Origin of the sequence: Catenulispora acidiphila DSM 44928 (assembly GCF_000024025.1) — a bacterium.
Lineage (GTDB): Bacteria > Actinomycetota > Actinomycetes > Streptomycetales > Catenulisporaceae > Catenulispora > Catenulispora acidiphila.
The window spans coordinates 1,059,836-1,084,804 of sequence record NC_013131.1 but is presented as its reverse complement, the minus strand read 5'-3'; the positions used below and the strand labels follow the sequence as shown (position 1 = coordinate 1,084,804).

The following is a 24,969-nucleotide window of genomic DNA, read 5'->3' as shown; positions in this document are numbered from 1 at the left end:
ACGTGGGTGACGTCACAGGCGGCCTTGTTCTCAGCGCTGTGCTTCTTAACCACGCCGCGACCTCCGATCGTCCTTCACGTGACCCTTGAACGTACGGGTCGGGGAGAACTCGCCGAGCTTGTGGCCGACCATCGCCTCGGTGATGAACACCGGGACGTGCTTGCGGCCGTCGTGCACGGCGATGGTGTGACCCAGCATGTCCGGCACGATCATCGAGCGCCGGGACCAGGTCTTGATGACGGTCTTGGTGTTCTTCGCGTTCTGGGCGTCCACCTTCTTGATCAGGTGGCCGTCGACGAAGGGACCCTTCTTGAGACTGCGCGGCATCTAAACCTCCTCCTAGCGCTTCTTGTTGGACTTGCGGCGGCGGACGATGTACTTGTCGGAGGCCTTGCCCGGCTTGCGGGTGCGGCCTTCCTTCTGACCCCACGGGGACACCGGGTGGCGGCCTCCGGAGGTCTTGCCCTCGCCACCGCCGTGCGGGTGGTCGATCGGGTTCATCGCGACACCGCGGACGGTCGGGCGCTTGCCCTTCCAGCGCATGCGGCCGGCCTTGCCCCAGTTGATGTTCGACTGCTCGGCGTTGCCGACCTCGCCGACCGTGGCGCGGCAGCGCAGGTCGACGTTGCGGATCTCGCCGGAGGGCATGCGCAGCTGCGCGAACGGACCGTCCTTGGCCACGAGCTGGACGCTGGCACCCGCGGAGCGGGCGATCTTCGCGCCACCGCCGGGCCGGAGCTCGATCGCGTGGATCGTGGTACCGGTCGGGATGTTGCGCAGCGGCAGGTTGTTGCCGGGCTTGATGTCCGCGCCGGGACCGTTCTCGATCCGGTCGCCCTGGCCCAGGTTCTTCGGGGCCAGGATGTAGCGCTTCTCGCCGTCCGCGTAGTGCAGCAGCGCGATGCGGGCGGTGCGGTTGGGGTCGTACTCGATGTGAGCGACCTTGGCCGGCACGCCGTCCTTGTCGTTGCGGCGGAAGTCGATCAGACGGTAGGCGCGCTTGTGCCCGCCGCCCTGGTGGCGCACGGTCACACGGCCGGTGCTGTTGCGACCGCCCTTGCTGTGGACCGGGACGACCAGCGACTTCTCCGGGGTGCTCCGGGTGATCTCGACGAAGTCGGCGACCGAGGAGCCGCGACGGCCCGGGGTCGTCGGCTTGTACTTACGGATGCCCATTAGGAAACCGGCCCTCCAAACAGCTCGATGCGGCCCTTCTTGCCGTCACCGGGGTTCGGGTCCACGGTCACGATCGCGCGCTTGGTGTCCTTGCGCTTGCCCACGCCGAACCGCGTGCGCTTGCGCTTGCCCTGGCGGTTGATCGTGTTCACCGACAGGACCTTGACGTCGAAGATCTCCTCGACGGCCTCGCGGATCTGGATCTTGTTCGTGTCCGGGTGGACGATGAACGTGTACGTGTTCTGGTCCAGAAGGGCGTAGCTCTTCTCCGACACCACCGGCTTGATGATGATGTCGCGGGCCAGGACCGAGCGGTCGGCGAACTTGCTGCTCACGCGTCGCTCCCCTCAACCTCGAGGGAGGACGCCACCGCGGTGGCCGACTTCCCCTTAGCGGGACCGGCCACGAACTGGTCGTACGCGCCCTGCGTGAACACGACGGCGTCGTTGACGAGCACGTCGTAGGTGTTCAGCTGGCCGACGTCGATCAGGTGCACGGTCGGGACGTTGCGGAGGCTCTTGTAGGAGACCTCGTCGGTGCGCTGCAGGACGACCAGCACGTTCTTGTGCTCGGTCACACCCTTGAGCAGAGCCACCGCGGACTTCGTGTTCGGGGTCGCACCCTCGACCAGGGCGTCCACCACGATCACGCGGCCGTCACGCGCCCGGTCCGACAGGGCACCGCGCAGGGCGGCGGCCTTCATCTTCTTCGGGGTGCGCTGGGCGTAGTCGCGCGGCACGGGGCCGTGCACGACGCCGCCGCCGGCGAACTGCGGAGCGCGGGTCGAACCCTGGCGGGCGCGGCCGGTGCCCTTCTGGCGGTAGGGCTTCTTGCCACCGCCGGACACCTCGCCCCGGGTCTTGGTCTTGTGCGTGCCCTGACGGGCCGCCGCCAGCTGGGCCACCACGACCTGGTGGATCAGCGGGATGTTGGTCTGGACGTCGAAGATCTCGCCGGGGAGGTCGACGGAGACAACCTGCGTCATGGTCAGGCTCCCTTCTTGACCGAGGTCTTGACCAGGACCAGCCCGCCGTTGGGGCCGGGGATGGCGCCCTTGACCAGGATCAGGCCCTTCTCGGCGTCCACGGCCTGGACGGTGAGGTTCTGGACGGTCACGCGCGCCGAGCCCATGCGGCCGGCCATGCGCACGCCCTTGAAGACGCGACCGGGGGTCGCGCAGGCGCCGATGGAACCGGGCGAGCGGTGCTTGCGCTGCACGCCGTGGCCCGCGCCGAGGCCCTTGAAGTTGTGGCGCTTCATGACACCGGCGAAGCCGTGGCCCTTGGAGGTGCCGGAGACGTCGACGATCTGACCCTGTGTGAAGGTCTCGGCGGTGATCTCCTGGCCGAGCGAGTACTCGGCGGCGTCGGTGGTGCGGATCTCCACGGTGTAGCGGCGCGGCGTGACGCCGGCCTTCGCGAAGTGGCCCGCCTCGGGCTTGGTCACCTTGGTCGGCTTCACGGCGCCGTAGGCGATCTGCACGGCCTCGTAGCCGTCGATCTCCTGCTTGCGGATCTGCGTCACCACGCACGGCCCGGCCTTGACGACGGTCACCGGGACGACCCGGTTGTTCTCGTCCCAGACCTGGGTCATGCCGAGCTTCTCGCCCAGGACGCCCTTAATCTGCTTTCCCATGTGCCGGCCGCCTAGAGCTTGATCTCGATGTCGACGCCCGCCGGCAGGTCGAGACGCATCAGCGAGTCAACCGTCTTCGGGGTCGGGTCGAGGATGTCGATGAGTCGCTTGTGCGTGCGCATCTCGAAGTGCTCGCGCGAGTCCTTGTACTTGTGCGGCGAGCGGATGACGCAGTACACGTTCTTCTCAGTCGGCAGCGGCACCGGGCCGGCGACCTGCGCGCCAGTACGGATCACGGTCTCGACGATCTTCTTCGCCGAGGAGTCGATCACCTCGTGGTCGTAGGCCTTGAGCCTGATGCGGATCTTCTGTCCCGCCATGGCTGCTTGGTTCCTTATCCTTCGTTCTTTCTTGGACCTGATGTCCGGCGTCTGCGTCGGCCGGCCCCGAACGGTGCCGGGGACTGCTCGCATCAACGCACCCGGCGACCGTCGCGGTTGTGGACCCACCTGACCACCGGGTTTGCCGCGTTCCACAACCAGTGTGTCCCGCGAAGTCTGTCCCGCTCGTCCCGCTTCATCCGGTCCACGCGGTCGGGCGTGTCGCCCGGCGGAGCGTGGCGATCCCATAGGCGCGACTCATCGCCTCGCCTGCAGAATCCGGATTCCGCGAGAACGTGCCCTACCAGCAACGAAGCCCCGACCAAGACGGCCAGGAGCTCCCGCGCAGCCCGCAAAGGGGCGCGGACGGTCGAGCAACCTCAACAGTATGGCCCAGGCCTGGGGGTTTTGGGAAATCGAGCCGCGGGCATACCCGGAAAGCATTTTGAGATGTGATATGGAGCACATGACAGCCGGCCGGCCGCGAGCGCCGCACCGCTGGTCACCGACAGGAACCGGCCGAGCACAGTCGACAATCGGTGGCGGAAGTCACGGCGGCGCGAGGGGAAGATCGGGAGCGGCTCGGCGGCAGCTCGGGGGCGACACGCCCGGTGGGATATGCCGGATTGGTCGGCTGGCCGGCGGGGCGGCGACGCGAAGATCGGCCGGCTGGGGTACTCCCCTGCCGACCGATCCGATGGCGAGATGTTGTTGCTGCTGTTGGGCCGATGCCGATGGTGCTGCCGGACCGCTGTTGCTGCTGCCGGACCGACGCCGGTGCTGTTGCTGCCAACCGATCCGATGCCGAGCTGCGTGCTGCTGGCGGGTCGATGCCGATGATGCAGCCAGAGGGATGGTGCTGCCGCCGACCGATCCGATGGCGATGGTGCTGTTGGACCGATGCTGCCGCCGACCGATCCGATGGCGAGCTGTGTGCTGCTGCCGGCTCGATGCCGATGATGCTGCCGGACCGATAGCGCTGCTGCCGCCGACCGATCGGTGGCGATGCTGCCGCTGGCCGATGGCGCTGCTGCTGTTGGACCGATGCTGCTGCTGCCGACCGATCCGATGCCGAGCTGTGTGCCGCTGCCGGGTCGATGCCGATGATGCTGCCAGACCGATAGTGCTGCTGCCGCCGACCGATCCGATGGCGATGCTGTCGCTGGCCGATGGCGCTGCCGCTGTTAGGCCGATGGCGATGGTGCTGCCGGACCGCTGTTGCTGGTGCTGCCAGCCGATGGCTCGGCCTCTGTCTCTGCTTCTGTCTCTTCCTCTGGTGCTGATTCCGGCACCTTCAGGCGGCGATGCGTGAGTCTCGCGTGGTCGGCAGCGCCGGAGCCGTCGCCGCCGTCGTCGGGTACTCCTTGTACTCCACCGCGTTTGCGGCGCGGGCGGTCAGCCAGTTGAAGAATCCGGCGACGAGTTTGCGGGTCAGCATTTTGTAGGCCTTGTTGCGGGTGGCGATCTTCTTGTCGTTGATGGGTGCGAGGAAGGCGCCGGAGCCCTTGCCTTGCTTCTGGCCGATCTTGGCTGCGGGGCGCAGGGTTCTTTCGTAGGCGGCGAAGGCGGTGGGGTGGTCGTTGGTGGCTGCGGCGAGTTCGCCGGCTAGGACGTGGGCGCCCATCATCGCCATGCCGGTGCCGCTGCCGCCGGGGCCGGCGCACCAGGCGGCGTCGCCGAGGAGGACGACGCGGCCGGTCGACCAGCGGTCCATGTGGATCTGGCTGAGGGTGTCGAAGTAGAGGTCGTCTGCCTCGCGCATGCCCTGCAGCAGGCTCGGGGTCTCCCAGCCGGCGTCGGCGTAGGTGGCGGCGACGAGGTCCTTTTGGGCGGCGACGTCGTGGCGGTCGTAGAGCAGGCCGGGGGCATGGAAGACGAAGCCGACGCCGAGTCGGGACCGGTCGCGGGCGCTGGCTGCCATCACGCCGCAGCCGGGGACGTTGTAGATGCGGCCCTCGTGGTCCAGGCCGAGGTCGTTCGGTGCGGTGAAGCCGGCGATCAGCCAGCCGAGGTCCGTGCGGTACTGCTCCTCGGGACCGAAGGCCAGGCGGCGGACGCCGGAGTGCAGGCCGTCCGCGCCGACCACCAGGTCGTAGGTGGCGGCGGCGCCGCTGGCGAACGTCACGTCGACGCCGTCCGCACGCTGGTCGAGCCCGACGATCCAGTCGCCGAAGACGTAGTCGGTGTACTCGCGGGTCGCCTCGAACAGGATGCGCGCCAGGTCACCGCGCTCGACCTCGACCTCGCCGCTGAAGAACGCGGACGAGAACGCCATGACCGGCTCCCCCGCGCGGTCGATCACGACCTGGTCGCCCATCCCGGTCTCGGCAGCCTTGACCGCGTCGAAGATCCCCATCGCCTTGAGCAGCTTCACCTGCTCGCCGCGGAAGTCGACCGCGCCGCCGCTGTCCCGCAGGAACGCCGAGCGCTCGACCACGGTCGCGGCGAAGCCGTGCCGGTGCAGCCAGTAGGCGAGCGACGGGCCCGCGATGCCGGCGCCCGAGATCAGGATGCTGCGAACGTTGCCGTTGCCGCTGCCGCTGCCGCGAGTACTGGAGGTGGTGTTCATGGCCTGCTCCCTTGGATTCCCTGCCCCGCCGAGTGCGTTGAGACGACTGTACAATCGTCTTGGACGATCGTGCAAGACGTTCGTACAAAACAGCCGTCCAAACGTGTCGATCCGCGATTCCCGGCGGCCCGCGGCATACCGTCACGCCATGGAAGCCGCCTACACCCTCGACGACGCCCGAGCCCTGTTCCCCGACCTGGTCGAGGAGGCCCGCATCACGCGCCACCCGGTCTACGTCACCGACGACGCCGGGGAACCGGTCGTCGCGATCGTGGACATGCACTGGCTCGAGGAATGCGAGAAGTTGATGGCCCAGAGCGGCACCTCGGCCTGAGAATCGAGCAGAGCAGGGCAGCTCAAGGCAGAGCAGAGCAGCTCAAAGCAGCTGCAGGCCATACCGGTCGGCGAAGTACCGGTAATGTCGCTTGTCCTGAGTGGCGAGCGGCAGCCCATAGGAGAGACAGCCGGCGGCGATCCAGGAATCATTCGCAGGCGGCGGACTCCCGGCACGCTGCGCAGCGACGGTGATGCGAGCCCAGATACGGCAGACCGTGTCATCGCCGAGGATCATGCGCCGCCGATCAGCCCACAGGCTCAAGTCCTCGGTCCGCGAATGACCCCAAAGCAGCCGCTCGGGCCAGGTCGCCAACTCCGCCACCGCGACGAACGGCAGGACCACCGTGCGCCCGGCGAGCTTGCCAGGCGCCGGATCCGCAGTGAACCACCGCGAAGCGACAGCGGTATCGGCGGCGACGAGGTCGAGAGCAGGGAAGGCGGGCTCGACAGCAGACAGAGCACTGGCTTGGCCGATCCGCCTGCCGAGCACTTGCTCCACTGTCAGCCAGCGCGAAGTGAGGTCCTGCGCGGAGAACTCGCGCGAGCCCTGGTCCCCTCCACCAGACTCGCGCTCCCCAGATTCGCGCCCGCCAGACCCGCGCTCCCCAAACTCGCGCGCGCCAGACTGCGCGGCAGCAGCCAGCCCGCTCAAGCTCTCACCCACCGTGCCGCCGCCCCTGCCGCCGCCCCAGTCGCCGCTCCTCGCGCAGCCAGACGAGGAAGGCCTCGTGCTCGCGGTCGGAGGCGAACAGCGTCGGCCAGCCGGCGAGTTCCTCGCGGGTCAGAGGGCTGATGCCCGCGGTGCGGATGCCGGCGGCGAGGTCGGTTCGGCGGAGCGGCTGGATGCGGACCAGCCATTCGTCGAAGGTCTCGCCGGGGTGGTGGGGGTATTTCACGCGCGCCTCCGGGGATTCGGGGAATTACATCCATTTAAGACCCCTTGTCCCGCTCGCGAGCGTGAGGCGTTCAGGAAATTCACTCGAAAGTAGACGCGGGAAGGCCCCCGGAGCGCGAAGCTCCGAGGGCCTTCCTTTGGTGCTGGGTACTGCTGGGTGATGCTGGTACTGCTCTGCGGTCCGCCGGACCGCGGTGGCCTTACTTGGTGATCTTCACCACGCGACCGGCGCCGACGGTGCGGCCACCCTCACGGATGGCGAACCGGAGGCCCTCCTCCATGGCGATCGGCTGGATCAGCTCGACGGCCATCTCGGTGTTGTCGCCCGGCATGACCATCTCGGTGCCCTCGGGGAGGGTCACGACGCCGGTCACGTCGGTCGTCCGGAAGTAGAACTGCGGACGGTAGTTGTTGAAGAACGGGGTGTGGCGGCCGCCCTCGTCCTTGCTCAGGATGTAGACGTTGGCGTCGAAGCCGGTGTGCGGGGTGGTCGTCCCGGGCTTGATGACGACCTGGCCGCGCTCGACGTCGTCGCGCTTGATGCCGCGGAGCAGCAGACCGACGTTCTCACCGGCCTGGCCCTCGTCGAGCAGCTTGCGGAACATCTCGACGCCGGTGACCGTGGTGGTCTGCTTCTCGTTGCGGATGCCCACGATGTCGACGGTCTCGTTGACCTTGACCACACCGCGCTCGATGCGGCCGGTGACCACGGTGCCGCGGCCGGTGATCGTGAAGACGTCCTCGATCGGCATCAGGAACGGCTTGTCGATCTCGCGCTCGGGCTGCGGGATGGACTCGTCGACGGCCTTCATCAGCTCCAGGAGCTTGGCCGACCACTCCGGGTCGCCCTCGAGGGCCTTGAGCGCCGAGACGCGGATGACCGGCAGGTCGTCGCCCGGGAACTCGTACTCCGAGAGCAGCTCGCGCACCTCGAGCTCGACGAGCTCCAGGATCTCCTCGTCGTCCACCATGTCCGACTTGTTCAGCGCGACCACGATGTAGGGCACGCCGACCTGGCGGGCCAGGAGCACGTGCTCCTTGGTCTGCGGCATCGGGCCGTCGGTGGCGGCCACGACCAGGATGGCGCCGTCCATCTGCGCCGCACCGGTGATCATGTTCTTGATGTAGTCCGCGTGACCGGGGCAGTCGACGTGCGCGTAGTGCCGCGCGTCGGTCTGGTACTCGACGTGCGCGATGGAGATGGTGATACCGCGCTGGCGCTCCTCGGGAGCCTTGTCGATCTGGTCGAACGGGGTGTACGGGTTCAGGTCCGGGTGAGCGTCGTGCAGAACCTTGGTGATGGCCGCGGTCAGCGTCGTCTTACCGTGGTCGATGTGACCGATGGTCCCGATGTTGACGTGCGGCTTGGTCCGCTCGAACTTAGCCTTCGCCACGATGTCCTCCTGTTGGACGGTTGTGGTGCCGCCGAGGGATGGCTGCCCCCGGCGGCTCTACAGATTTGTTTAGGTGAACCGGCTTGGGCTACTCGCCGCGCGCCTTCTTGACGATCTCTTCCGCCACGTTCCGGGGAACCTCGGCGTAGGAGTCGAACTGCATGCTGTACGAGGCGCGGCCGGACGTCTTGGACCGCAGGTCCCCGACGTAGCCGAACATCTCGCTCAGCGGAACCAGGGCCTTGACGACCCGGGCGCCGAACCGCTCCTCCATGGCCTGGATCTGGCCGCGGCGGGAGTTCAGGTCGCCGATCACGTCGCCCATGTAGTCCTCGGGCGTGGTGACCTCGACCGCCATCATCGGCTCCAGCAGCGCCGGGTCGGCCTTGCGGGCCGCTTCCTTGAACGCCATGGAACCGGCGACCTTGAAGGCCATCTCGGAGGAGTCGACCTCGTGGTACTTGCCGTCCAGCAGCGTCACCTTGACGCCGGTCAGCGGGAAGCCGGCGAGCACGCCGAACTCCATCGCGTCCTGGCAGCCGGCGTCCACCGAGGGGATGTACTCCTTGGGGATGCGGCCGCCGCTGACGGCGTTGACGAACTCGTAGCCCTCGGCACCCGGCTCGCCGTCCGCAAGCGGCTCGAGCGAGATGATGACGGAGGCGTACTGGCCCGAACCACCGGTCTGCTTCTTGTGCGTGTACTCCACCTTCGGCACCGCGCGGCGGATCGTCTCGCGGTAGGCCACCTGGGGCTTGCCGACGTTCGCCTCGACCTTGAACTCGCGGCGCATGCGGTCCACCAGGATCTCCAGGTGGAGCTCGCCCATGCCGGAGATGACGGTCTGGCCGGTCTCCTCGTCGGTGCGAACCTGGAAGGACGGGTCCTCCTCGGCCAGGCGCTGGATGGCGACACCCAGCTTCTCCTGGTCGGACTTCGTCTTCGGCTCGATCGCGACGTGGATCACCGGGGCCGGGAAGGTCATCGACTCCAGGATGATCGGGTTCGCCGTGTCCGACAGCGTCTCGCCGGTCGTGGTGTCCTTCAGACCCATGACGGCGATGATGTCGCCGGCGCCCACCGACTCGATCTCCTCACGCTTGTTCGCGTGCATGCGGTAGATCTTGCCGATGCGCTCCTTGCGCCCCTTGACCGAGTTCAGGTACGTGCCGCCGGACTCCAGCTTGCCGGAGTAGACGCGCACGAACGTGAGCTTGCCCAGGTGCGGGTCGCTCATGATCTTGAACGCCAGCGCGGACATCGGCTCGTCGTCGGAGGGCTTGCGGTGCAGCACCGTCTCCTCGTCGCCCACCTTGTGGCCGTCGATGGCCTCCACGTCGAGCGGGGAGGGGAGGTAGCGCACGATCGCGTCGAGCAGGGGCTGGACGCCCTTGTTCTTGAACGCGGTCCCGCAGAACACCGGGTTGAGCTTGGCGGCGAGGGTGGCGCGGCGGATGGCCGCGAACAGCTGCTCCGTGGTGGGCTCCTGGCCCTCCAGGTACAGCTCCATCATCTCGTCGTCGGCCTCGGCGATGGTCTCCAGCAGACGCCCGCGCCACTCGTCGGCGGCCTCGGTGTGCGTCTCCGGGATGTCGACCTCGTCGTAGGCCTCGCCCAGCTTGGTCTCGGCGCTCCAGACCAGGGCCTTCATCTTCACCAGGTCGATGACGCCCTTGAAGTCCGCCTCGGCACCGATCGGCAGCTGCATGACCAGCGGAGTGGCCTGCAGACGGGTGACGATCATCTCGACGCAGCGGTGGAACTCCGCGCCGGTGCGGTCCAGCTTGTTGATGAAGCAAATGCGCGGGACGCCGTAACGGTCGGCCTGACGCCAGACCGTCTCGGACTGCGGCTCCACGCCGGCGACACCGTCGAACACCGCGACCGCGCCGTCGAGAACGCGCAAGGAGCGCTCCACTTCGACGGTGAAGTCGACGTGTCCGGGCGTGTCGATGATGTTGATGGTGTTGTCGACGTCGTCCACCGACCAGTGACAGGTGACGGCCGCGGAGGTGATCGTGATGCCACGCTCCTGCTCCTGCTCCATCCAGTCGGTGGTGGCAGCGCCGTCGTGGACCTCGCCGATCTTGTAGCTCATCCCGGTGTAGTACAGGATGCGCTCGGTCGTCGTGGTCTTGCCCGCGTCGATGTGGGCCATGATCCCGATGTTGCGGACCTTGGCCAGGTCAACGGCGTTGGGGGCCATTTCGCTCAGCTACTTTCTCGGTCTCGGCTACCGGGGTTACCAGCGGTAGTGCGCGAACGCCTTGTTCGCGTCCGCCATCTTGTGCGTGTCCTCGCGGCGCTTGACGGAGGCACCCAGGCCGTTGGAGGCGTCCAGGAGCTCGTTCATCAGGCGCTCGGTCATGGTCTTCTCGCGGCGCTGCCGGGAGTAGCCCACCAGCCAGCGCAGGGCCAGGGTGGTGCTGCGGCCGGCGCGGACCTCGATCGGGACCTGGTAGGTCGCACCGCCGACGCGGCGGGACTTGACTTCCAGGGTCGGCTTCACGTTGTCCAGGGCACGCTTGAGCGTGATCACCGGGTCGGTGCCGGTCTTCTCCCGGCAGCCCTCCAGGGCGCCGTAGACGATGCGCTCGGCGGTGGAGCGCTTGCCGTCCAGCAGGACCTTGTTCACCAGCGAGGTCACCAGCGGGGAGTTGTAGACCGGGTCGATGACGACCGGGTGCTTCGGGGCAGGACCCTTGCGAGGCATTAGCTCTTCTCCTTCTTGGCGCCGTAGCGGCTGCGGGCCTGCTTGCGGTTCTTGACGCCCTGGGTGTCGAGCGAGCCGCGGACGATCTTGTACCGAACGCCCGGCAGGTCCTTCACACGGCCGCCGCGCACGAGCACGATCGAGTGCTCCTGCAGGTTGTGGCCGACGCCCGGGATGTACGCCGTGACCTCGATGCCGGAGGACAGCTTCACACGGGCCACCTTGCGCAGAGCCGAGTTCGGCTTCTTGGGCGTGGTGGTGTACACGCGGGTGCAGACGCCGCGGCGCTGCGGGGACCCCTTGAGCGCAGGAGTGTTGCTCTTCACAACCTTGTCCTGCCGGCCCTTGCGGACCAACTGCTGAATGGTAGGCACTAGGTGCTGGCCTTCCCTTTCCTTCTACGGCTCCGCGTGGGCGACCCCGGTCGCGGAGTGCTACTACCTCTCGGTTTCGCTTCGAGTTCCTGCTCATCCACTCATCGCGCACGCCCTGCGGCCGCGCGTCCGTGCTGTCCGGGTATCACCCTGGACGTCCGGTCCACGAGGTCGGGCGTGTCGAAGCAGACCCAACAGACCCCTGCTGTCTCCGACGGAGATGGCGAAGCGCTTGGCGCCGACGCCACCGGACGGTGCGCAGGCAGGAGTAGCCGGGGGGACACCCCTGGCACGGCGATGAGCCTACCCAGGGCATGCCGGTGAGGTCAAAACGGAGGGAGGGACCTTAGCACCGGCTCGAGCCGCCATCAAGGCAGCTGGTCCGGCTGCTGGGCCCACCACGGTCCGCCCTGCCGACGAACCTGCCCATTCTCGCATGCCGGACAGTGTCGCGTCCCCCATTAACGGCCATGGGCTGCTTCTGGCGGCATTGGGGTCAACGGCAGGGACACGGGAGGTATTCCCGGGCCTCAGCGGGCTCCTCCGGTCACGTGAGCAACAGGGTGAGGACGCCCTTCACCCCGGCGTGCGCGATGAAGTAGTAGTGGAAGATCAGGTAGGCCAGGATCGCCAGATCCACCGTCCCCAGCAGCCGCGCCATGTCCGCGAGCCCGGCTCCGGTCAGTCTTCCCTCCGAAGCCAGTATGTTCCGCTTGGCCCGCGCGCCCCAGCGCGCCGCCAAGACCGCGGCGACCAGCGCCACGACTATCGGCAGGGTGTAGAACGGCGTCCACGACGACCACGCCAGCGCCGCGGCGGCCATCGCGGCCACCGCGCGCAGGTCCAGCCGCGCGCCCTGCTCCGGCGGGTAGCCGCCGCCCTGGCGCGGCACCGGACTGGCCGAGGCCCGGCTGCCCGCGGCACTGTAGTTGGGACGTCCGACCTCGGGCTGGTCGTTCATCGGCACTCCGCTTTCCCGGTCACAGGCGACACATTCAGCGTACCCATCAGGAACCTGAACCACGTCTCGCGCATCTAAGGACTGTATAGGTCCTTAGGACGGGGAAATGATGACAGAGCAAGAAGTCTTCCAGAAGCAGTTCAGCGCGCTGGCCCTCACCTCGCGCGCGGCTCTGGTCTTCCGCTACCGCGAGGGTCTGCCGCTGTCCCATGTGGCCCAGTTGGTCGACCGGCCGGCACGGAAGCTGGAGCGGCATCTCGATCGGGTCCTGACAGAGCTGCGGGACTCCGGGGCGCTGGAGTCCTCCGACTCCGCCTCGACCGAGGAGGTCCTGCGCCGGCGGCTCGAGGAACTGCGCGGCGATCCCGCGCTGTCCGCGTTCAGCCTGGTGTCCGCTGTCCGGGCCAAGCAGCAGGAACACGGAATGTTCGGCGGGTGGACGCACCGCGGATTCGCTTGACCGCACTGTGGCCTCGCCTGACCGCACCGCCGCACCGCCGCACGACACGCCGAAAGGGCGGCCGCTCCCCCGGAAGGGAAGCGACCGCCCTCTCAGCGATCTGCCGTGCTAGGAGCCCGCGTACCGCACGGGCTCAGCGCACCGGACCTCAGCCGCTGTAGCCGCCGAAGTCGTACTCCTCCAGCGGAACCGCCTGGCCGGAGCCGCTGCCGAAGCTGTACGACGAGTAGTCGTCGTCGTAGCCCACCAGCGTGTACATCTGGGCCTTCGCCTCTTCGGTCGGCTCGACCTTGATGTTGCGGTAGCGCGGCATGCCGGTCCCGGCGGGGATCAGCTTGCCGATGATCACGTTCTCCTTCAGGCCGAGCAGCGAGTCGGACTTGCCGTTGATCGCGGCGTCGGTCAGGACGCGGGTCGTCTCCTGGAAGGAGGCGGCCGACAGCCAGGAGTCCGTGGCCAGCGAGGCCTTGGTGATGCCCATCAGCTGCGGACGGCCCGAGGCCGCCTGCCCGCCCTCGGACAGCACCCTGCGGTTCTCGGTCTCGAAGCGGCCGAACTCGACCAGCTCGCCCGGGAGCAGTTCGGCGTCCCCGGCCTCGATGATCGTCACCCGGCGCAGCATCTGCCGGACGATGATCTCGATGTGCTTGTCGTGGATCGGCACGCCCTGGCTGCGGTACACCTTCTGGACCTCGGCCACCAGGTGGATCTGCACCTGGCGCTGGCCGAGGATGCGCAGCACGTCGTGCGGGTTGACGGTGCCCTTGGTGAGCTCCTGCCCGACCTCGACGTGCTGGTCGTCCGCGACCAGCAGCATGGTGCGCTTGCTGACCGGGTAGGCGACCTCCTCCACCGACGGGTCGTCGGGGGCGATGACGATCTTGCGGGTCTTGTCGGTGTCCTCGATCCGGACCCGGCCGGCCGCCTCGGCGATCGGCGCCACGCCCTTGGGCGTGCGGGCCTCGAACAGCTCGATGACACGCGGCAGACCCTGCGTGATGTCGTCGCCGGCCACACCGCCGGTGTGGAAGGTGCGCATGGTCAGCTGGGTGCCGGGCTCGCCGATCGACTGCGCGGCGATGATGCCCACCGCCTCGCCGACGTCCACGAGCTTGCCGGTGGCCAGCGAGCGGCCGTAGCACATCGCGCAGGTTCCGACCTTGGACTGGCAGGTCAGGACCGAGCGGACCTTGACCTCCGCGACCCCGGCCTCGACCAGCTTGTCGATCGCCACGTCGCCGAGGTCCACGCCGGCGTCCAGGATCGTCTTCTTCTCGACGACGACCTTCTCCGCGGTGTTGCGCGCGTAGACGGAGTTCTCGACGTTCTCGTCCTTGATCAGCCGGCCGTCGGCGCCGCGGGAAGCGATCGGCATCACGATGCCGCGCTCGGTCCCGCAGTCCTCCTCACGGATGATCACGTCCTGCGAGACGTCCACCAGACGCCGGGTGAGGTACCCGGAGTCGGCGGTGCGCAGCGCGGTGTCCGCCAGACCCTTGCGGGCGCCGTGCGTGGAGATGAAGTACTCCACGACCGACAGGCCCTCGCGGAAGGACGCCTTGATGGGACGCGGGATGGTCTCGTTCTTGGCGTTCGAGACCAGTCCGCGCATACCGGCGATCTGCCGCATCTGCATGAAGTTACCGCGCGCTCCGGAGTCGACCATCATGAAGATCGGGTTCGTCTTCGAGAAGTTCGCCTGCATCGCGTCGGCCACCTCGTTGGTGGCCTTGGTCCAGATGGAGATGAGTTCCTGGTTGCGCTCTTCCTTGGTGACCAGACCGCGCTCGTACTGCTTTTGGATCTTGGCGGCCTGGGCCTCGTAGCCCTCGAGGATCTCGCCCTTCTTCGGCGGCACGACGATGTCCTCGACGGACACCGTGACGCCGGAGCGGGTCGCCCAGTAGAAGCCCGAGGACTTCAGGTTGTCCAGGGTCGCCGCGACGGTCACCTTCGGGTAGCGCTCGGCCAGGTCGTTGACGATCGCCGAGAGCTGCTTCTTGGCCACCTCGCGGTTCTCGTACGGGTAGTCCAGCGGCAGCAGCTCGTTGAACAGCGCCCGGCCCAGCGAGGTCTTCAGGCGGAACGGCTGGCCGGTCTCCCAGCCCTCCGGCGCCACCCAGCCGCGCGGCGGCACCGCCTCGGAGATCCGCAGCTCGATCGGCGCCTGCAGGTCCAGCTCGCGGTTGTCGAAGGCCATCATGGCCTCCGAGATCGAGCCGAACGCCCGGCCCTCGCCCTTCATCCCGTCACGGTCCATCGTGAGGAAGAAGATGCCCAGGACCATGTCCTGCGTCGGAGAGGTGATCGGCCGGCCGTGCGCCGGGGACAGGATGTTGTTCGAGGACAGCATCAGCACGCGCGCCTCGGCCTGCGCCTCGGCGGACAGCGGCAGGTGCACCGCCATCTGGTCGCCGTCGAAGTCCGCGTTGAACGCGGTGCAGACCAGCGGGTGGATCTGGATCGCCTTGCCCTCGACCAGCTGCGGCTCGAAGGCCTGGATGCCCAGACGGTGCAGCGTGGGGGCGCGGTTGAGCAGCACCGGGTGCTCCCCGATGACCTCCTCCAGCACGTCCCACACGACCGGCCGCGCGCGCTCCACCATCCGCTTGGCGGACTTGATGTTCTGCGCGTGGTTCAGGTCCACCAGCCGCTTCATGACGAAGGGCTTGAACAGCTCCAGCGCCATCTGCTTGGGCAGACCGCACTGGTGCAGCTTGAGCTGCGGGCCGACGACGATGACCGAACGCGCCGAGTAGTCCACGCGCTTGCCGAGCAGGTTCTGACGGAACCGGCCCTGCTTGCCCTTGAGCATGTCGGACAGCGACTTCAGCGGACGGTTGCCCGGCCCGGTGACCGGACGGCCGCGGCGGCCGTTGTCGAACAGCGAGTCCACGGCCTCCTGCAGCATCCGCTTCTCGTTGTTCACGATAATCTCGGGCGCGCCGAGGTCGAGCAGGCGCTTGAGGCGGTTGTTCCGGTTGATCACCCGGCGGTACAGGTCGTTCAGGTCGGAGGTCGCGAAGCGGCCGCCGTCCAGCTGCACCATCGGACGCAGGTCCGGCGGGATGACCGGCACGCAGTCCAACACCATGCCCGAGGGCGAGTTGTTGGTCGCGCGGAAGGCCTCGACGACCTTCAGCCGCTTCAGGGCGCGGGTCTTCTTCTGGCCCTTGCCGTTGCGGATGGTGTCGCGCAGCGACTCCGCCTCGGCGTCCAGGTCGAAGGTCTCCAGCCGCTTCTGCAGCGCGGCGGCGCCCATCGAGCCGGAGAAGTAGGTGCCGTAGCGGTCCCGCATCTCGCGGTACAGGATCTCATCGCCCTCGAGGTCCTGGACCTTCAGCGACTTGAACCGGTTCCAGACCTCGTCGAGACGGTCGATCTCGCGCTGCGCGCGGTCGCGCAGCTGCTTCATCTCCCGCTCGCCGCCCTCGCGGACCTTGCGGCGCTGGTCGGCCTTGGCACCCTCGGCCTCCAGGGCCGCGAGGTCCTCTTCCAGCTTCTTCTGCCGGGCCTCGACGTCGGCGTCGCGCCGGTTCTCGACCTGCTGGCGCTCGACGGAGACCTTGGCCTCCAGCGAGGGCAGGTCGCGGGTGCGCCGCTCGTCGTCGACCTCGGTGATCATGTAGGCGGCGAAGTAGATGACCTTCTCCAGGTCCTTCGGCGCCAGGTCCAGCAGGTAGCCCAGCCGGGACGGCACACCCTTGAAGTACCAGATGTGGGTCACCGGCGCGGCCAGCTCGATGTGGCCCATCCGCTCGCGGCGCACCTTGGCGCGGGTCACCTCGACGCCGCAGCGCTCACAGATGATGCCCTTGAAGCGCACGCGCTTGTACTTGCCGCAGTAGCACTCCCAGTCCCGGGTCGGGCCGAAGATCTTCTCGCAGAAGAGCCCGTCCTTCTCCGGCTTCAGGGTGCGGTAGTTGATGGTCTCCGGCTTCTTCACCTCGCCGTAGGACCAGGTGCGGATGTCGTCGGCAGTCGCCAGACCGATACGGAGCTCGTCGAAGAAATTGACGTCAAGCATGTGGTTTCTATCCTCCTCGATGACTCGTTCGATCAGACCTCTTCGACACTGGACGGCTCACGCCGGCTCAGGTCGATGCCGAGTTCCTCGGCCGCGCGGAACACGTCCTCGTCGGTGTCGCGGAGCTCGATCATGGTGCCGTCCTTGCTGAGGACCTCCACGTTGAGGCACAGCGACTGCATTTCCTTGATCAACACCTTGAACGACTCCGGGATACCGGGCTCGGGGATGTTGTCGCCCTTGACGATGGCCTCGTAGACCTTCACGCGGCCGAGCACGTCGTCGGACTTGATGGTGAGCAGTTCCTGCAGCGCGTACGCGGCGCCGTAGGCCTCCAGGGCCCACACCTCCATCTCGCCGAACCGCTGGCCGCCGAACTGGGCCTTACCGCCCAGCGGCTGCTGCGTGATCATCGAGTACGGGCCGGTGCTGCGCGCGTGCAGCTTGTCGTCCACCAGGTGGTGCAGCTTCAGGATGTACATGTAGCCGACCGAGATCGGGTACGGGAACGGCTCGCCGGAGCGGCCGTCGAACATCCGGGCCTTGCCGGTGCTGTCCACCAGCCGGACCCCGTCGCGGGTCTTCAGGGTGTTCCCCAGCAGACCGGTGATCTCGTCCTCGCGGGCGCCGTCGAAGACCGGGGTCGCGACCTTGGTCTTCGGTGCGGCCGAGTCCGCGCCGATGGAGCGCAGGCGCTCCTGCCACTCGGCGTTGCCCTCCCCGACGTCCCAGCCGGTGGCGGCGATCCACCCGAGGTGGGTCTCCAGCACCTGGCCGGGGTTCATGCGGCTGGGCACGCCCAGCGGGTTCAGCACGATGTCGACCGGGGTGCCGTCCTCCAGGAACGGCATGTCCTCCACCGGGAGGATCTTGGCGATGACGCCCTTGTTGCCGTGCCGGCCGGCCAGCTTGTCGCCGTGGGTGATCTTGCGCTTCTGCGCCACGTACACCCGGACCAGCTGGTTGACGCCCGGCGGCAGCTCGTCGCCGCTGTCGCGGTCGAAGATGCGGACGCCGATGATCTTGCCCTGCTCGCCGTGCGGCACCTTCAGCGAGGTGTCGCGGACTTCGCGGGCCTTCTCGCCGAAGATCGCGCGCAGCAGCCGCTCCTCGGGGGTGAGCTCGGTCTCGCCCTTGGGCGTGACCTTGCCGACCAGGATGTCGCCGGGGACGACGTCCGCGCCGATGCGGATGATGCCGCGCTCGTCGAGGTCGGCCAGGACCTCCTCGGAGACGTTCGGGATGTCCCGGGTGATCTCCTCCGGGCCCAGCTTGGTGTCCCGGGCGTCGACCTCGTGCTCCTCGATGTGGATCGAGGACAGGACGTCGTCCTGCACGAGGCGCTGCGACAAGATGATCGCGTCCTCGTAGTTGTGGCCCTCCCACGGCATGAACGCCACGAGCAGGTTCTTGCCCAGGGCCATCTCGCCGTCCTGGGTGCACGGGCCGTCGGCCAGCACCGAGCCGACCTCCACCCGCTCGCCCTCGGCGACGACCACCTTCTGGTTGAAGGAGGTGCCCTGGTTGGAGCGGCGGAACTTGGCGATCCGGTACACGCTGGTGGTCGCGTCGTCGTTGGCGACGGTGACCAGGTCGGCGGAGACCTCGGTGACCACGCCGCCCTTGTCGGCGGTGACCACGTCGGCGGCGTCGACCGCGCAGCGGTACTCCATGCCGGTTCCCACGTACGGGGAGTCCGACTGCAGCAGCGGCACGGCCTGGCGCATCATGTTCGCGCCCATCAGGGCCCGGTTGGCGTCGTCGTGCTCCAGGAACGGGATCATCGCGGTCGCCACCGACACCATCTGGCGCGGGGAGACGTCCATGTAGTCGATGTCGGCCGGAGCCATCATCTCGATCTCGCCGCCCTTGCGGCGGCACAGCACGCGCTCGTCGGTGTAGGAGCCGTCGTCCCGGACCGGGGCGTTGGCCTGGGCCACGACGTACCGGTCCTCCTCGTCCGCGGTGAGGTAGTCGATGTGGTCGGTGACCCGGCCGTCCTCGACCTTGCGGTAGGGGGTCTCGATGAAGCCGAAGGCGTTGATCCGGCCGTAGGAGGCCAGCGAGCCGATCAGGCCGATGTTCGGGCCTTCCGGGGTCTCGATCGGGCACATGCGGCCGTAGTGCGAGGGGTGCACGTCGCGCACCTCGAAGCCGGCCCGCTCCCGGGACAGACCGCCGGGACCCAGCGCGTTCAGGCGGCGCTTGTGCGTCAGCCCGGACAGCGGGTTGGTCTGGTCCATGAACTGCGAGAGCTGGCTGGTGCCGAAGAACTCCTTGATGGAGGCCACGACCGGCCGGATGTTGATCAGCGTCTGCGGGGTGATGGCCTCCACGTCCTGGGTGGTCATGCGCTCGCGCACGACCCGCTCCATGCGGGCCAGACCGGTGCGGACCTGGTTCTGGATCAGCTCGCCGACGCTGCGCAGGCGGCGGTTGCCGAAGTGGTCGATGTCGTCCTCCTCGACGACGACCATCGGCATGCCCTCGGCCTGCGGGTCCATCTCGGTCTCGCCGGCGTGCAGCTTGACCAGGAACTTGATCGCGTTGACGATGTCGTCCTCGGTGAGCACCGTGTTGTCGATGCCGCTGGCCTGCCCCAGCTTCTTGTCGATCTTGTAGCGGCCGACCTTGGCCAGGTCGTAGCGCTTGGGGTTGAAGTACAGGTTGTCCAGCAGGGTCTGGGCCGCCTCGCGCGTCGGCGGCTCGCCCGGGCGCAGCTTGCGGTAGATGTCCAGCAGCGCCTCGTCCTGGCCGGCGGTGTGGTCCTTCTCCAGCGTCTGGCGCATGGACTCGTACTCCCCGAACTCCTCCAGGATCCGGGCATCGTCCCAGCCCAGAGCCTTCAGGAGCACGGTGACGTGCTGCTTGCGCTTGCGGTCGACGCGCACGCCCACCATGTCGCGCTTGTCGATCTCGAACTCCAGCCAGGCACCCCGGCTGGGGATGATCTTGGCGTTGAAGACGTCCTTGTCGGAGGTCTTGTCGATGTCCTGCGAGAAGTACAGACCCGGGGAGCGCACCAGCTGGGTCACCACGACACGCTCGGTGCCGTTGATGATGAAGGTGCCCTTGTTGGTCATGAGCGGGAAGTCGCCCATGAACACGGTCTGGCTCTTGATCTCGCCGGTCTCGTTGTTCGTGAACTCGGCGGTCACGAACAGCGGGGCGGCGTAGGTGAAATCGCGGTCCTTGCACTCGTCGATCGAGTACTTCGCGGGCTCGAAGCGGTGGTCGCGGAACGTCAGCGACATGGTGCCCTGGAAGTCCTCGATCGGGGAGATCTCCTCGAAGATCTCCTCCAGACCGGAGGTGGTGGGCACGTCGAGGCCGGCGGCCTGCTGCTCGGAGACGCGACCCTTCCAGGTCGCGTTGCCGACGAGCCAGTCGAAGGACTCCGTCTGCAGCGCGAGCAGGTTCGGAACCTCGAGGGGCTCTTTGATCTTCGCGAAGGAGATGCGGCGGGCGGCGTTCTTGGTGATGTTCTGGGCGGTGCGCGAGGCGGCCAAGAGGGGTCCTTCCGGGGCTCGGACTGGACATGGCTGTCCTTGGCGCTACCGGTTGAACCTGTATCCCTACCCGGCGACGGATTCGACGAAACCCCAGGTCGGCGGCGTGTTATGGGCACGGTCGCCGAGGGTCGGATGAGGTTTCGCGAGGCCGTTGACGCAATGAGGCATGCAGAAAGGCAGCGCAAACGAACAGTGTAGCCATCTCGGCCACGCCTGTCCAGCCCGTGCCTCACTGGGCCTGACGCGGGTCGGCCAACCCCCGTTTCGGGGGGTCCGACGCGTCGGGCAACAGACGGACAGACTAGCGCCGATCCCCGACAGTTGTCGCTGCCGACACGGGGTGCCCGTCCGTCCTTCGCACCTTTTTTCTTCCGAGCCGCTGCCTCGCGCTGCCCGGCCGGAAGAGGCGCTCTGTATATAGCTGACGTACCGCAGAATCCCGCGTAGCTGGGCCGACGTCAAGAGGCGTCCGGGGATCGGTGTGCACGCGGGCGTGCCGGGCACTGTGATCACACTGGTCACGCGGGGAACGCCAAGGACCCCCGGGACAAACCCGGGGGTCCTGGTAAGCAGGTTCCTCAGCAGAGGGAACTACTTGACGGTCACCGAAGCGCCGGCCTCTTCCAGAGACGCCTTGGCCTTCTCGGCGGCCTCCTTGGTGGCCTTCTCCAGCACCGGCTTCGGAGCGCCGTCGACGAGGTCCTTGGCCTCCTTCAGACCCAGCGAGGTCAGCTCGCGCACGACCTTGATGACCTGGATCTTCTTCTCGCCGGCACCCTCGAGGATGACGTCGAACTCGTCCTGCTCCACGGCCGCCTCGGCGGTCGCGGCCGGGCCGGCCGGGCCGGCGACGGCGACCGGGGCGGCCGCCTTGACGTCGAAGACGTCCTCGAACTGCTTCACGAACTCGGAGAGCTCGATCAGCGTCATCTCCTTGAAAGCCTCGAGCAGCTCGTCGTTGCTGAGCTTCGCCATGATAGGCGTCCTTTCTCTAAGTGAGTTCTAGCTAGGTTTTGCCGGGTGCCTATCAGGCGTCGGCGGACTTCTTGGCCGACAGGGCGTCCACGGTGCGGACGGCCTTGGCCAAAGGAGCCTGGAAGAGCGCCGCCGCGTTGGCGAGCGACGCCTTCATCGCGCCGGCCGCCTTGGCCAGCAGAACCTCGCGGGACTCAAGGTCCGCGAGCTTGGTGATGTCGGCCGGGGTGAGGGTCTTGCCCTCCATCACCCCGCCCTTGATCACCAGAAGGGGGTTCGCCTTGGCGAAGTCACGAAGACCCTTGGCCGCCTCGACCGGGTCGCCCTTGATGAAGGCGATGGCCGAGGGACCCTTCAGGGCCGCGACGTCGAGGCCGTCAATACCGGCCTCCTGTGCGGCGACCTTGGTCAGCGTGTTCTTCACCACGGCGTAGTCCGTGGTCGCACCGAGCGCGCGCCGAAGCTCCTTCAGCTGCGCGACAGTGAGCCCGCGGTACTCGGTCAGCACGGCGGCGTTCGAGCCGCGGAAGTGATCCGCGATCTCGGCGACCGCAGCCGCCTTGTCAGGCCTCGCCATACGGGCCTCCTTCCGGGGTGTCAGAGCCGACTAGGGCCCCGCACAAGAAAAAACGCCCGGCGCGTCAGCGCGGGCGTCACAAGTCGGAACCCCGTCCCAGGGACGGCAACTGCTTCACAATCGCGCCTCGGCGGGTCGCTCCACGTACGGAGGCCTTCGACTGGTCCGGGCCGTTCGGCTCGGAGCAGCGACCAGCGGTCTTCGGCTGCGTCAAGATTAGCACGCGGTATGGGGTGCTTCTGACCCCTCGCCACCGACGCCGCGAGCCAGCCCGGCGACAGCGGCCGCGGGACTGTCCGCGTAGAAGCGCAGCAGCCGCGCCTGGCCACACTTGCCCAAGGGGCGGACGAAGGGCACTGAGTCGCTCAGCTCGACGGTGACGGTCGTCTGGCCGCCGATGCCCATGTCGAGCGAGCCGTCTGGATTCAGCTTCACGGGACCGCCGCGGTCGAGCCGGTTCTCGACCCTAACGCGCGCTATCTGTGAGGCGGGAACGACGATCTCGGTGAGCACGCCATATCGCAGCGCCAGTGAGCCGTCGGCACGGACGATGTGGGGTCGGACGACGCAGGAGATCTGGAGCGCGATGACGAAGTAGACGCCCCAGAGGTCGATGACCAGGACGACATTCTTGACGGCAGGCCACGGGATGACCAGCGCGAGGGCAACCGTCTCCACGACCGAGGCGAAGAGGAGGGCCGCGACGACGAAGGCTTGCGCGGCGGCGTAGCGGACGACCAGGTCGCCCTCACGGACACCTTGCGGCCCGCGCCGGCTGATCCAGCGGACGCAGGAGGTGAAAAGCAGGGCTTCATGGACGATCAGGCGGCGAAGTGCCGGCGGAAACTTGCCATCGCCGACGAAGAACGGCACGAACGCCGCCACCGAGACGACGATCGATGCCTCCATCGCACGCAGGACGAGCGCCGGAACCGCCACGCCTGACACCAGAAGCACCGCCAGGATCAAACGGCCCACCAGCAGGATGAGGAGGCTCCAGCGGACGATGCGGCGCAGCCTGGTCATGGTCGGCCTCGCTCGCGCAGCAGCCGGGTCATCCGGCACGGTCCGATCTCGATCGGCACCGCTCTCGCGCAGCAGCTCGCCGCTCATGACCGGCCTCGCTCTCGCAGCAGCCTGGCAATCCAGCGCAGCCTCATCGCGATCAGCACCGCTCTCGCGCAGCAGCTCACCGCTCACGATCCGCCTCGCTCCCGCAGCAGCTCACTAGCCATGGCCGGCGTCACTGTCGCATCAGCCTGGTCATCCGGCGCGGTCCGGACTCCATCGGCGCCGCTCTCGCGCAGCAGCCCTCCGCTCACGACCGGCCTCGCTCTCGCAGCAGCTCGGCTGCCCGGCGTAGGACCTCCGCCTGTGCGGGCGGGAAGTCGGCGAAGAATGCCTCGGCGAACGTTCCGTCGTCGCTTGGGACCGCGGCATATGTGGGTCCCTCCGGCATGGTGTTCGCCATGGCCGCTGCCAGTTCCGGGATGCGGGGGTCGTCCGTGTCCGCCTCGGCGAGGTCGTCGAATCTGGCGTAGACCTCGTAGGCGCGGGCCATTGCCCCTGGATCGCCGCTGAGCGCTCCGGTCAGTGCCGAGAACCACTCGGCGTGGCCCGGGCCCGTGCTCGCCTCGAGCATCGCGAGCAGCTCCCGGTCCTTGCCCGCCGCAGCCGGCTCCGGTCCCGCGCGATCCGCGCCTGCCTGAGCCATCTCGGCGAACAGTGCCGCCAGCTCCGCCGAGACCGGTCCCTCCGCGCCGAGACCCGCGCCAGAGCTGGTCCGCTCCAGCAACTCAGCCAGCGCAGCACGGCGCTTTCGGATCGCCGTCTCCTGGCGGGCCAGGTCCGCGTCGAGCTCCGTCAGGATCTCGGTCAGGGACTTGCCCGCGTCGTCGTCGAGCGCGTCGCGGACCTCGTCCAGGCTCAGGCCCAGTTCGACCAGGCGCCGTACCCGCACCAACGTCACCGCGTCGCGCATGCCGTACTCGCGATAGCCGTTGAGCCTGCGGTCGGGTTCGGGCAGGAGGCCGACGCGGTGGTAGTACCGCACCGTGCGGGTGGTGACGCCGGCGATGGCGGCGAGTTCTCCGATGCGCATGGTTCAAGGAGAAACCTTGACGTCGCGACAATGTCAAACAACGCAGAGACGCCCGGCTGGAAAATCCAGCCGGGCGTCTCTTGGAAGTACTAGCTATAGGCGCCTAGGCGCCTGGGCCGCCTGGGCTCACGCCTCGTCGTCGGCGGCGACGTTGCGGACGCGGTTGGCGTCGACCTGGATGCCGGGGCCCATCGTGGTGGCGAAGGTGATCTTCTTCAGGTAGCGGCCCTTGGCGGCGCTCGGCTTCACGCGGAGGACTTCCTCCAGGGCGGCGGCGTAGTTCTCCGCGAGCTGCTGCTCGGAGAAGGAGACCTTGCCGATGATGAAGTTCAGGTTCGAGTGGCGGTCGGCGCGGAACTCGATCTTGCCGCCCTTGATGTCGTTGACGGCCTTGGCCACGTCGGCGGTGACGGTGCCGGTCTTCGGGTTCGGCATCAGCGAGCGCGGGCCGAGGACCCGGCCCAGGCGGCCGACCTTGCCCATCAGGTCGGGGGTGGCCACGACCGCGTCGAAGTCCAGGCGGCCCTTGGCGACCTCGTCGATCAGCTCGTCGGAGCCCACGATGTCGGCGCCGGCCTCGCGCGCGGCCTCGGCCTTGTCGCCCTGGGCGAAGACCAGCACGCGGGCGGTCTTGCCGGTGCCGTGCGGGAGCACGATCGTGGAGCGGACCATCTGGTCGGCCTTGCGGGGGTCGATGCCCAGGCGCATCGAGACCTCGACGGAGCTGTCGAACTTGGTGACCGAGGTCTCCTTGGCCAGGCGGATGGCCGCCACCGGCGTGTAGAGCTCGTCGGCGTCGATCTTCGCCGCGGCGTTGCGGTAACCCTTGCTGCGCTTCATGGCTGCTCTCCTTGAGCTGGTGAGGTGTGGTCTTCGCGAGCCGCGCGCGGCTCTGCCACTGGTGCTGTCCTGCTGGTGCTGCTGAAACTGCTGGTCGTACTAAT

General features: G+C 67.8%; 23 protein-coding genes. 2 read left to right on the top strand and 21 right to left on the bottom strand.

Translation table 11 applies throughout. From position 1 onward, the window contains the following. Positions 1–45 precede the first annotated feature (45 nt). From rpsS to CACI_RS04595, 7 genes are all read right to left on the bottom strand, one after another. Entirely contained in the window at positions 46–327 is a 282-nt protein-coding gene (gene rpsS, locus CACI_RS04625; protein ID WP_012785162.1) for a 30S ribosomal protein S19, read from the bottom strand. A gap of 12 nt (positions 328–339) precedes the next feature. Continuing rightward, complete coding sequence (rplB, locus tag CACI_RS04620) at positions 340–1,176, bottom strand: 50S ribosomal protein L2 (protein ID WP_012785161.1); 837 nt, start codon at positions 1,174–1,176, stop codon at positions 340–342. Further along, on the bottom strand, positions 1,176–1,511 hold the full coding sequence (gene rplW / locus CACI_RS04615) for a 50S ribosomal protein L23 (RefSeq protein ID WP_012785160.1): 336 nt from the start codon (positions 1,509–1,511) through the stop codon (positions 1,176–1,178). Before rplW ends, rplB begins: the two co-directional genes overlap by 1 nt. Continuing rightward, on the bottom strand, positions 1,508–2,161 hold the full coding sequence (gene rplD / locus CACI_RS04610; protein ID WP_012785159.1) for a 50S ribosomal protein L4: 654 nt from the start codon (positions 2,159–2,161) through the stop codon (positions 1,508–1,510). The genes rplW and rplD overlap by 4 nt, the downstream gene beginning before the upstream one ends. 2 nt (positions 2,162–2,163) lie before the next feature. Continuing rightward, positions 2,164–2,811, bottom strand: a complete 648-nt coding sequence (rplC, locus tag CACI_RS04605) for a 50S ribosomal protein L3 (RefSeq protein ID WP_012785158.1) — start codon at positions 2,809–2,811, stop codon at positions 2,164–2,166. Positions 2,812–2,822: 11 nt separating this feature from the next. Then, positions 2,823–3,131, bottom strand: coding sequence for a 30S ribosomal protein S10 (rpsJ, locus tag CACI_RS04600; RefSeq protein WP_012785157.1), 309 nt, complete (start codon positions 3,129–3,131; stop codon positions 2,823–2,825). Positions 3,132–4,425: 1,294 nt separating this feature from the next. Then, on the bottom strand, positions 4,426–5,700 hold the full coding sequence (locus tag CACI_RS04595) for an FAD-dependent monooxygenase (protein WP_012785155.1): 1,275 nt from the start codon (positions 5,698–5,700) through the stop codon (positions 4,426–4,428). A 148-nt stretch (positions 5,701–5,848) separates the two neighbouring features. On the opposite strand from CACI_RS04595, the gene CACI_RS04590 reads away from it, so the two are divergent. Next, a complete protein-coding gene (locus CACI_RS04590; protein ID WP_012785154.1) occupies positions 5,849–6,034 on the top strand; it encodes a type II toxin-antitoxin system prevent-host-death family antitoxin in 186 nt (61 codons plus the stop codon). 42 nt (positions 6,035–6,076) lie between these two features. Here the strand turns inward: CACI_RS04590 and CACI_RS04585 are convergent, their stop codons facing one another. The 7 genes from CACI_RS04585 to CACI_RS04555 all read right to left on the bottom strand — a co-directional run bounded on the left by CACI_RS04585 (position 6,077) and on the right by CACI_RS04555 (position 12,373). After that, a complete protein-coding gene (locus CACI_RS04585; RefSeq protein WP_012785153.1) occupies positions 6,077–6,700 on the bottom strand; it encodes a PIN domain-containing protein in 624 nt (207 codons plus the stop codon). Beyond that, positions 6,693–6,932 (bottom strand): hypothetical protein, encoded by a 240-nt coding sequence (locus CACI_RS04580; RefSeq protein WP_012785152.1) that lies wholly within the window; start codon positions 6,930–6,932, stop codon positions 6,693–6,695. Before CACI_RS04580 ends, CACI_RS04585 begins: the two co-directional genes overlap by 8 nt. A gap of 199 nt (positions 6,933–7,131) precedes the next feature. Next, entirely contained in the window at positions 7,132–8,325 is a 1,194-nt protein-coding gene (tuf, locus tag CACI_RS04575) for an elongation factor Tu (protein WP_012785151.1), read from the bottom strand. Between the two features lie 88 nt (positions 8,326–8,413). After that, the gene (gene fusA / locus CACI_RS04570) at positions 8,414–10,531 is read right to left on the bottom strand and encodes an elongation factor G (RefSeq protein WP_012785150.1); all 2,118 of its coding nucleotides are present in this window, start codon (positions 10,529–10,531) and stop codon (positions 8,414–8,416) included. Positions 10,532–10,567: 36 nt separating this feature from the next. After that, positions 10,568–11,038, bottom strand: a complete 471-nt coding sequence (gene rpsG, locus CACI_RS04565; RefSeq protein ID WP_012785149.1) for a 30S ribosomal protein S7 — start codon at positions 11,036–11,038, stop codon at positions 10,568–10,570. After that, a complete protein-coding gene (gene rpsL / locus CACI_RS04560; RefSeq protein WP_012785148.1) occupies positions 11,038–11,412 on the bottom strand; it encodes a 30S ribosomal protein S12 in 375 nt (124 codons plus the stop codon). The genes rpsG and rpsL overlap by 1 nt, the downstream gene beginning before the upstream one ends. A gap of 547 nt (positions 11,413–11,959) precedes the next feature. Then, the gene (locus tag CACI_RS04555; RefSeq protein ID WP_012785147.1) at positions 11,960–12,373 is read right to left on the bottom strand and encodes a hypothetical protein; all 414 of its coding nucleotides are present in this window, start codon (positions 12,371–12,373) and stop codon (positions 11,960–11,962) included. Positions 12,374–12,479: 106 nt separating this feature from the next. Between CACI_RS04555 and CACI_RS04550 the strand changes: the two genes are divergently transcribed. Next, positions 12,480–12,833, top strand: a complete 354-nt coding sequence (locus CACI_RS04550; RefSeq protein WP_012785146.1) for a hypothetical protein — start codon at positions 12,480–12,482, stop codon at positions 12,831–12,833. A 148-nt stretch (positions 12,834–12,981) separates the two neighbouring features. Here the strand turns inward: CACI_RS04550 and CACI_RS04545 are convergent, their stop codons facing one another. The 7 genes from CACI_RS04545 to rplA all read right to left on the bottom strand — a co-directional run bounded on the left by CACI_RS04545 (position 12,982) and on the right by rplA (position 24,865). Continuing rightward, complete coding sequence (locus tag CACI_RS04545; RefSeq protein ID WP_012785145.1) at positions 12,982–16,860, bottom strand: DNA-directed RNA polymerase subunit beta'; 3,879 nt, start codon at positions 16,858–16,860, stop codon at positions 12,982–12,984. A gap of 32 nt (positions 16,861–16,892) precedes the next feature. After that, on the bottom strand, positions 16,893–20,369 hold the full coding sequence (gene rpoB, locus CACI_RS04540; RefSeq protein ID WP_012785144.1) for a DNA-directed RNA polymerase subunit beta: 3,477 nt from the start codon (positions 20,367–20,369) through the stop codon (positions 16,893–16,895). Between the two features lie 594 nt (positions 20,370–20,963). Continuing rightward, positions 20,964–21,347, bottom strand: a complete 384-nt coding sequence (gene rplL, locus CACI_RS04535; RefSeq protein ID WP_012785143.1) for a 50S ribosomal protein L7/L12 — start codon at positions 21,345–21,347, stop codon at positions 20,964–20,966. A 52-nt stretch (positions 21,348–21,399) separates the two neighbouring features. Continuing rightward, positions 21,400–21,924, bottom strand: a complete 525-nt coding sequence (rplJ, locus tag CACI_RS04530; protein WP_012785142.1) for a 50S ribosomal protein L10 — start codon at positions 21,922–21,924, stop codon at positions 21,400–21,402. Between the two features lie 216 nt (positions 21,925–22,140). Continuing rightward, complete coding sequence (locus CACI_RS04525; RefSeq protein WP_223297457.1) at positions 22,141–23,124, bottom strand: hypothetical protein; 984 nt, start codon at positions 23,122–23,124, stop codon at positions 22,141–22,143. A 118-nt stretch (positions 23,125–23,242) separates the two neighbouring features. Further along, the gene (locus tag CACI_RS04520; protein ID WP_012785140.1) at positions 23,243–24,025 is read right to left on the bottom strand and encodes a MerR family transcriptional regulator; all 783 of its coding nucleotides are present in this window, start codon (positions 24,023–24,025) and stop codon (positions 23,243–23,245) included. Positions 24,026–24,151: 126 nt separating this feature from the next. Beyond that, positions 24,152–24,865, bottom strand: coding sequence for a 50S ribosomal protein L1 (gene rplA / locus CACI_RS04515; RefSeq protein WP_012785139.1), 714 nt, complete (start codon positions 24,863–24,865; stop codon positions 24,152–24,154). Positions 24,866–24,969 lie beyond the last annotated feature (104 nt).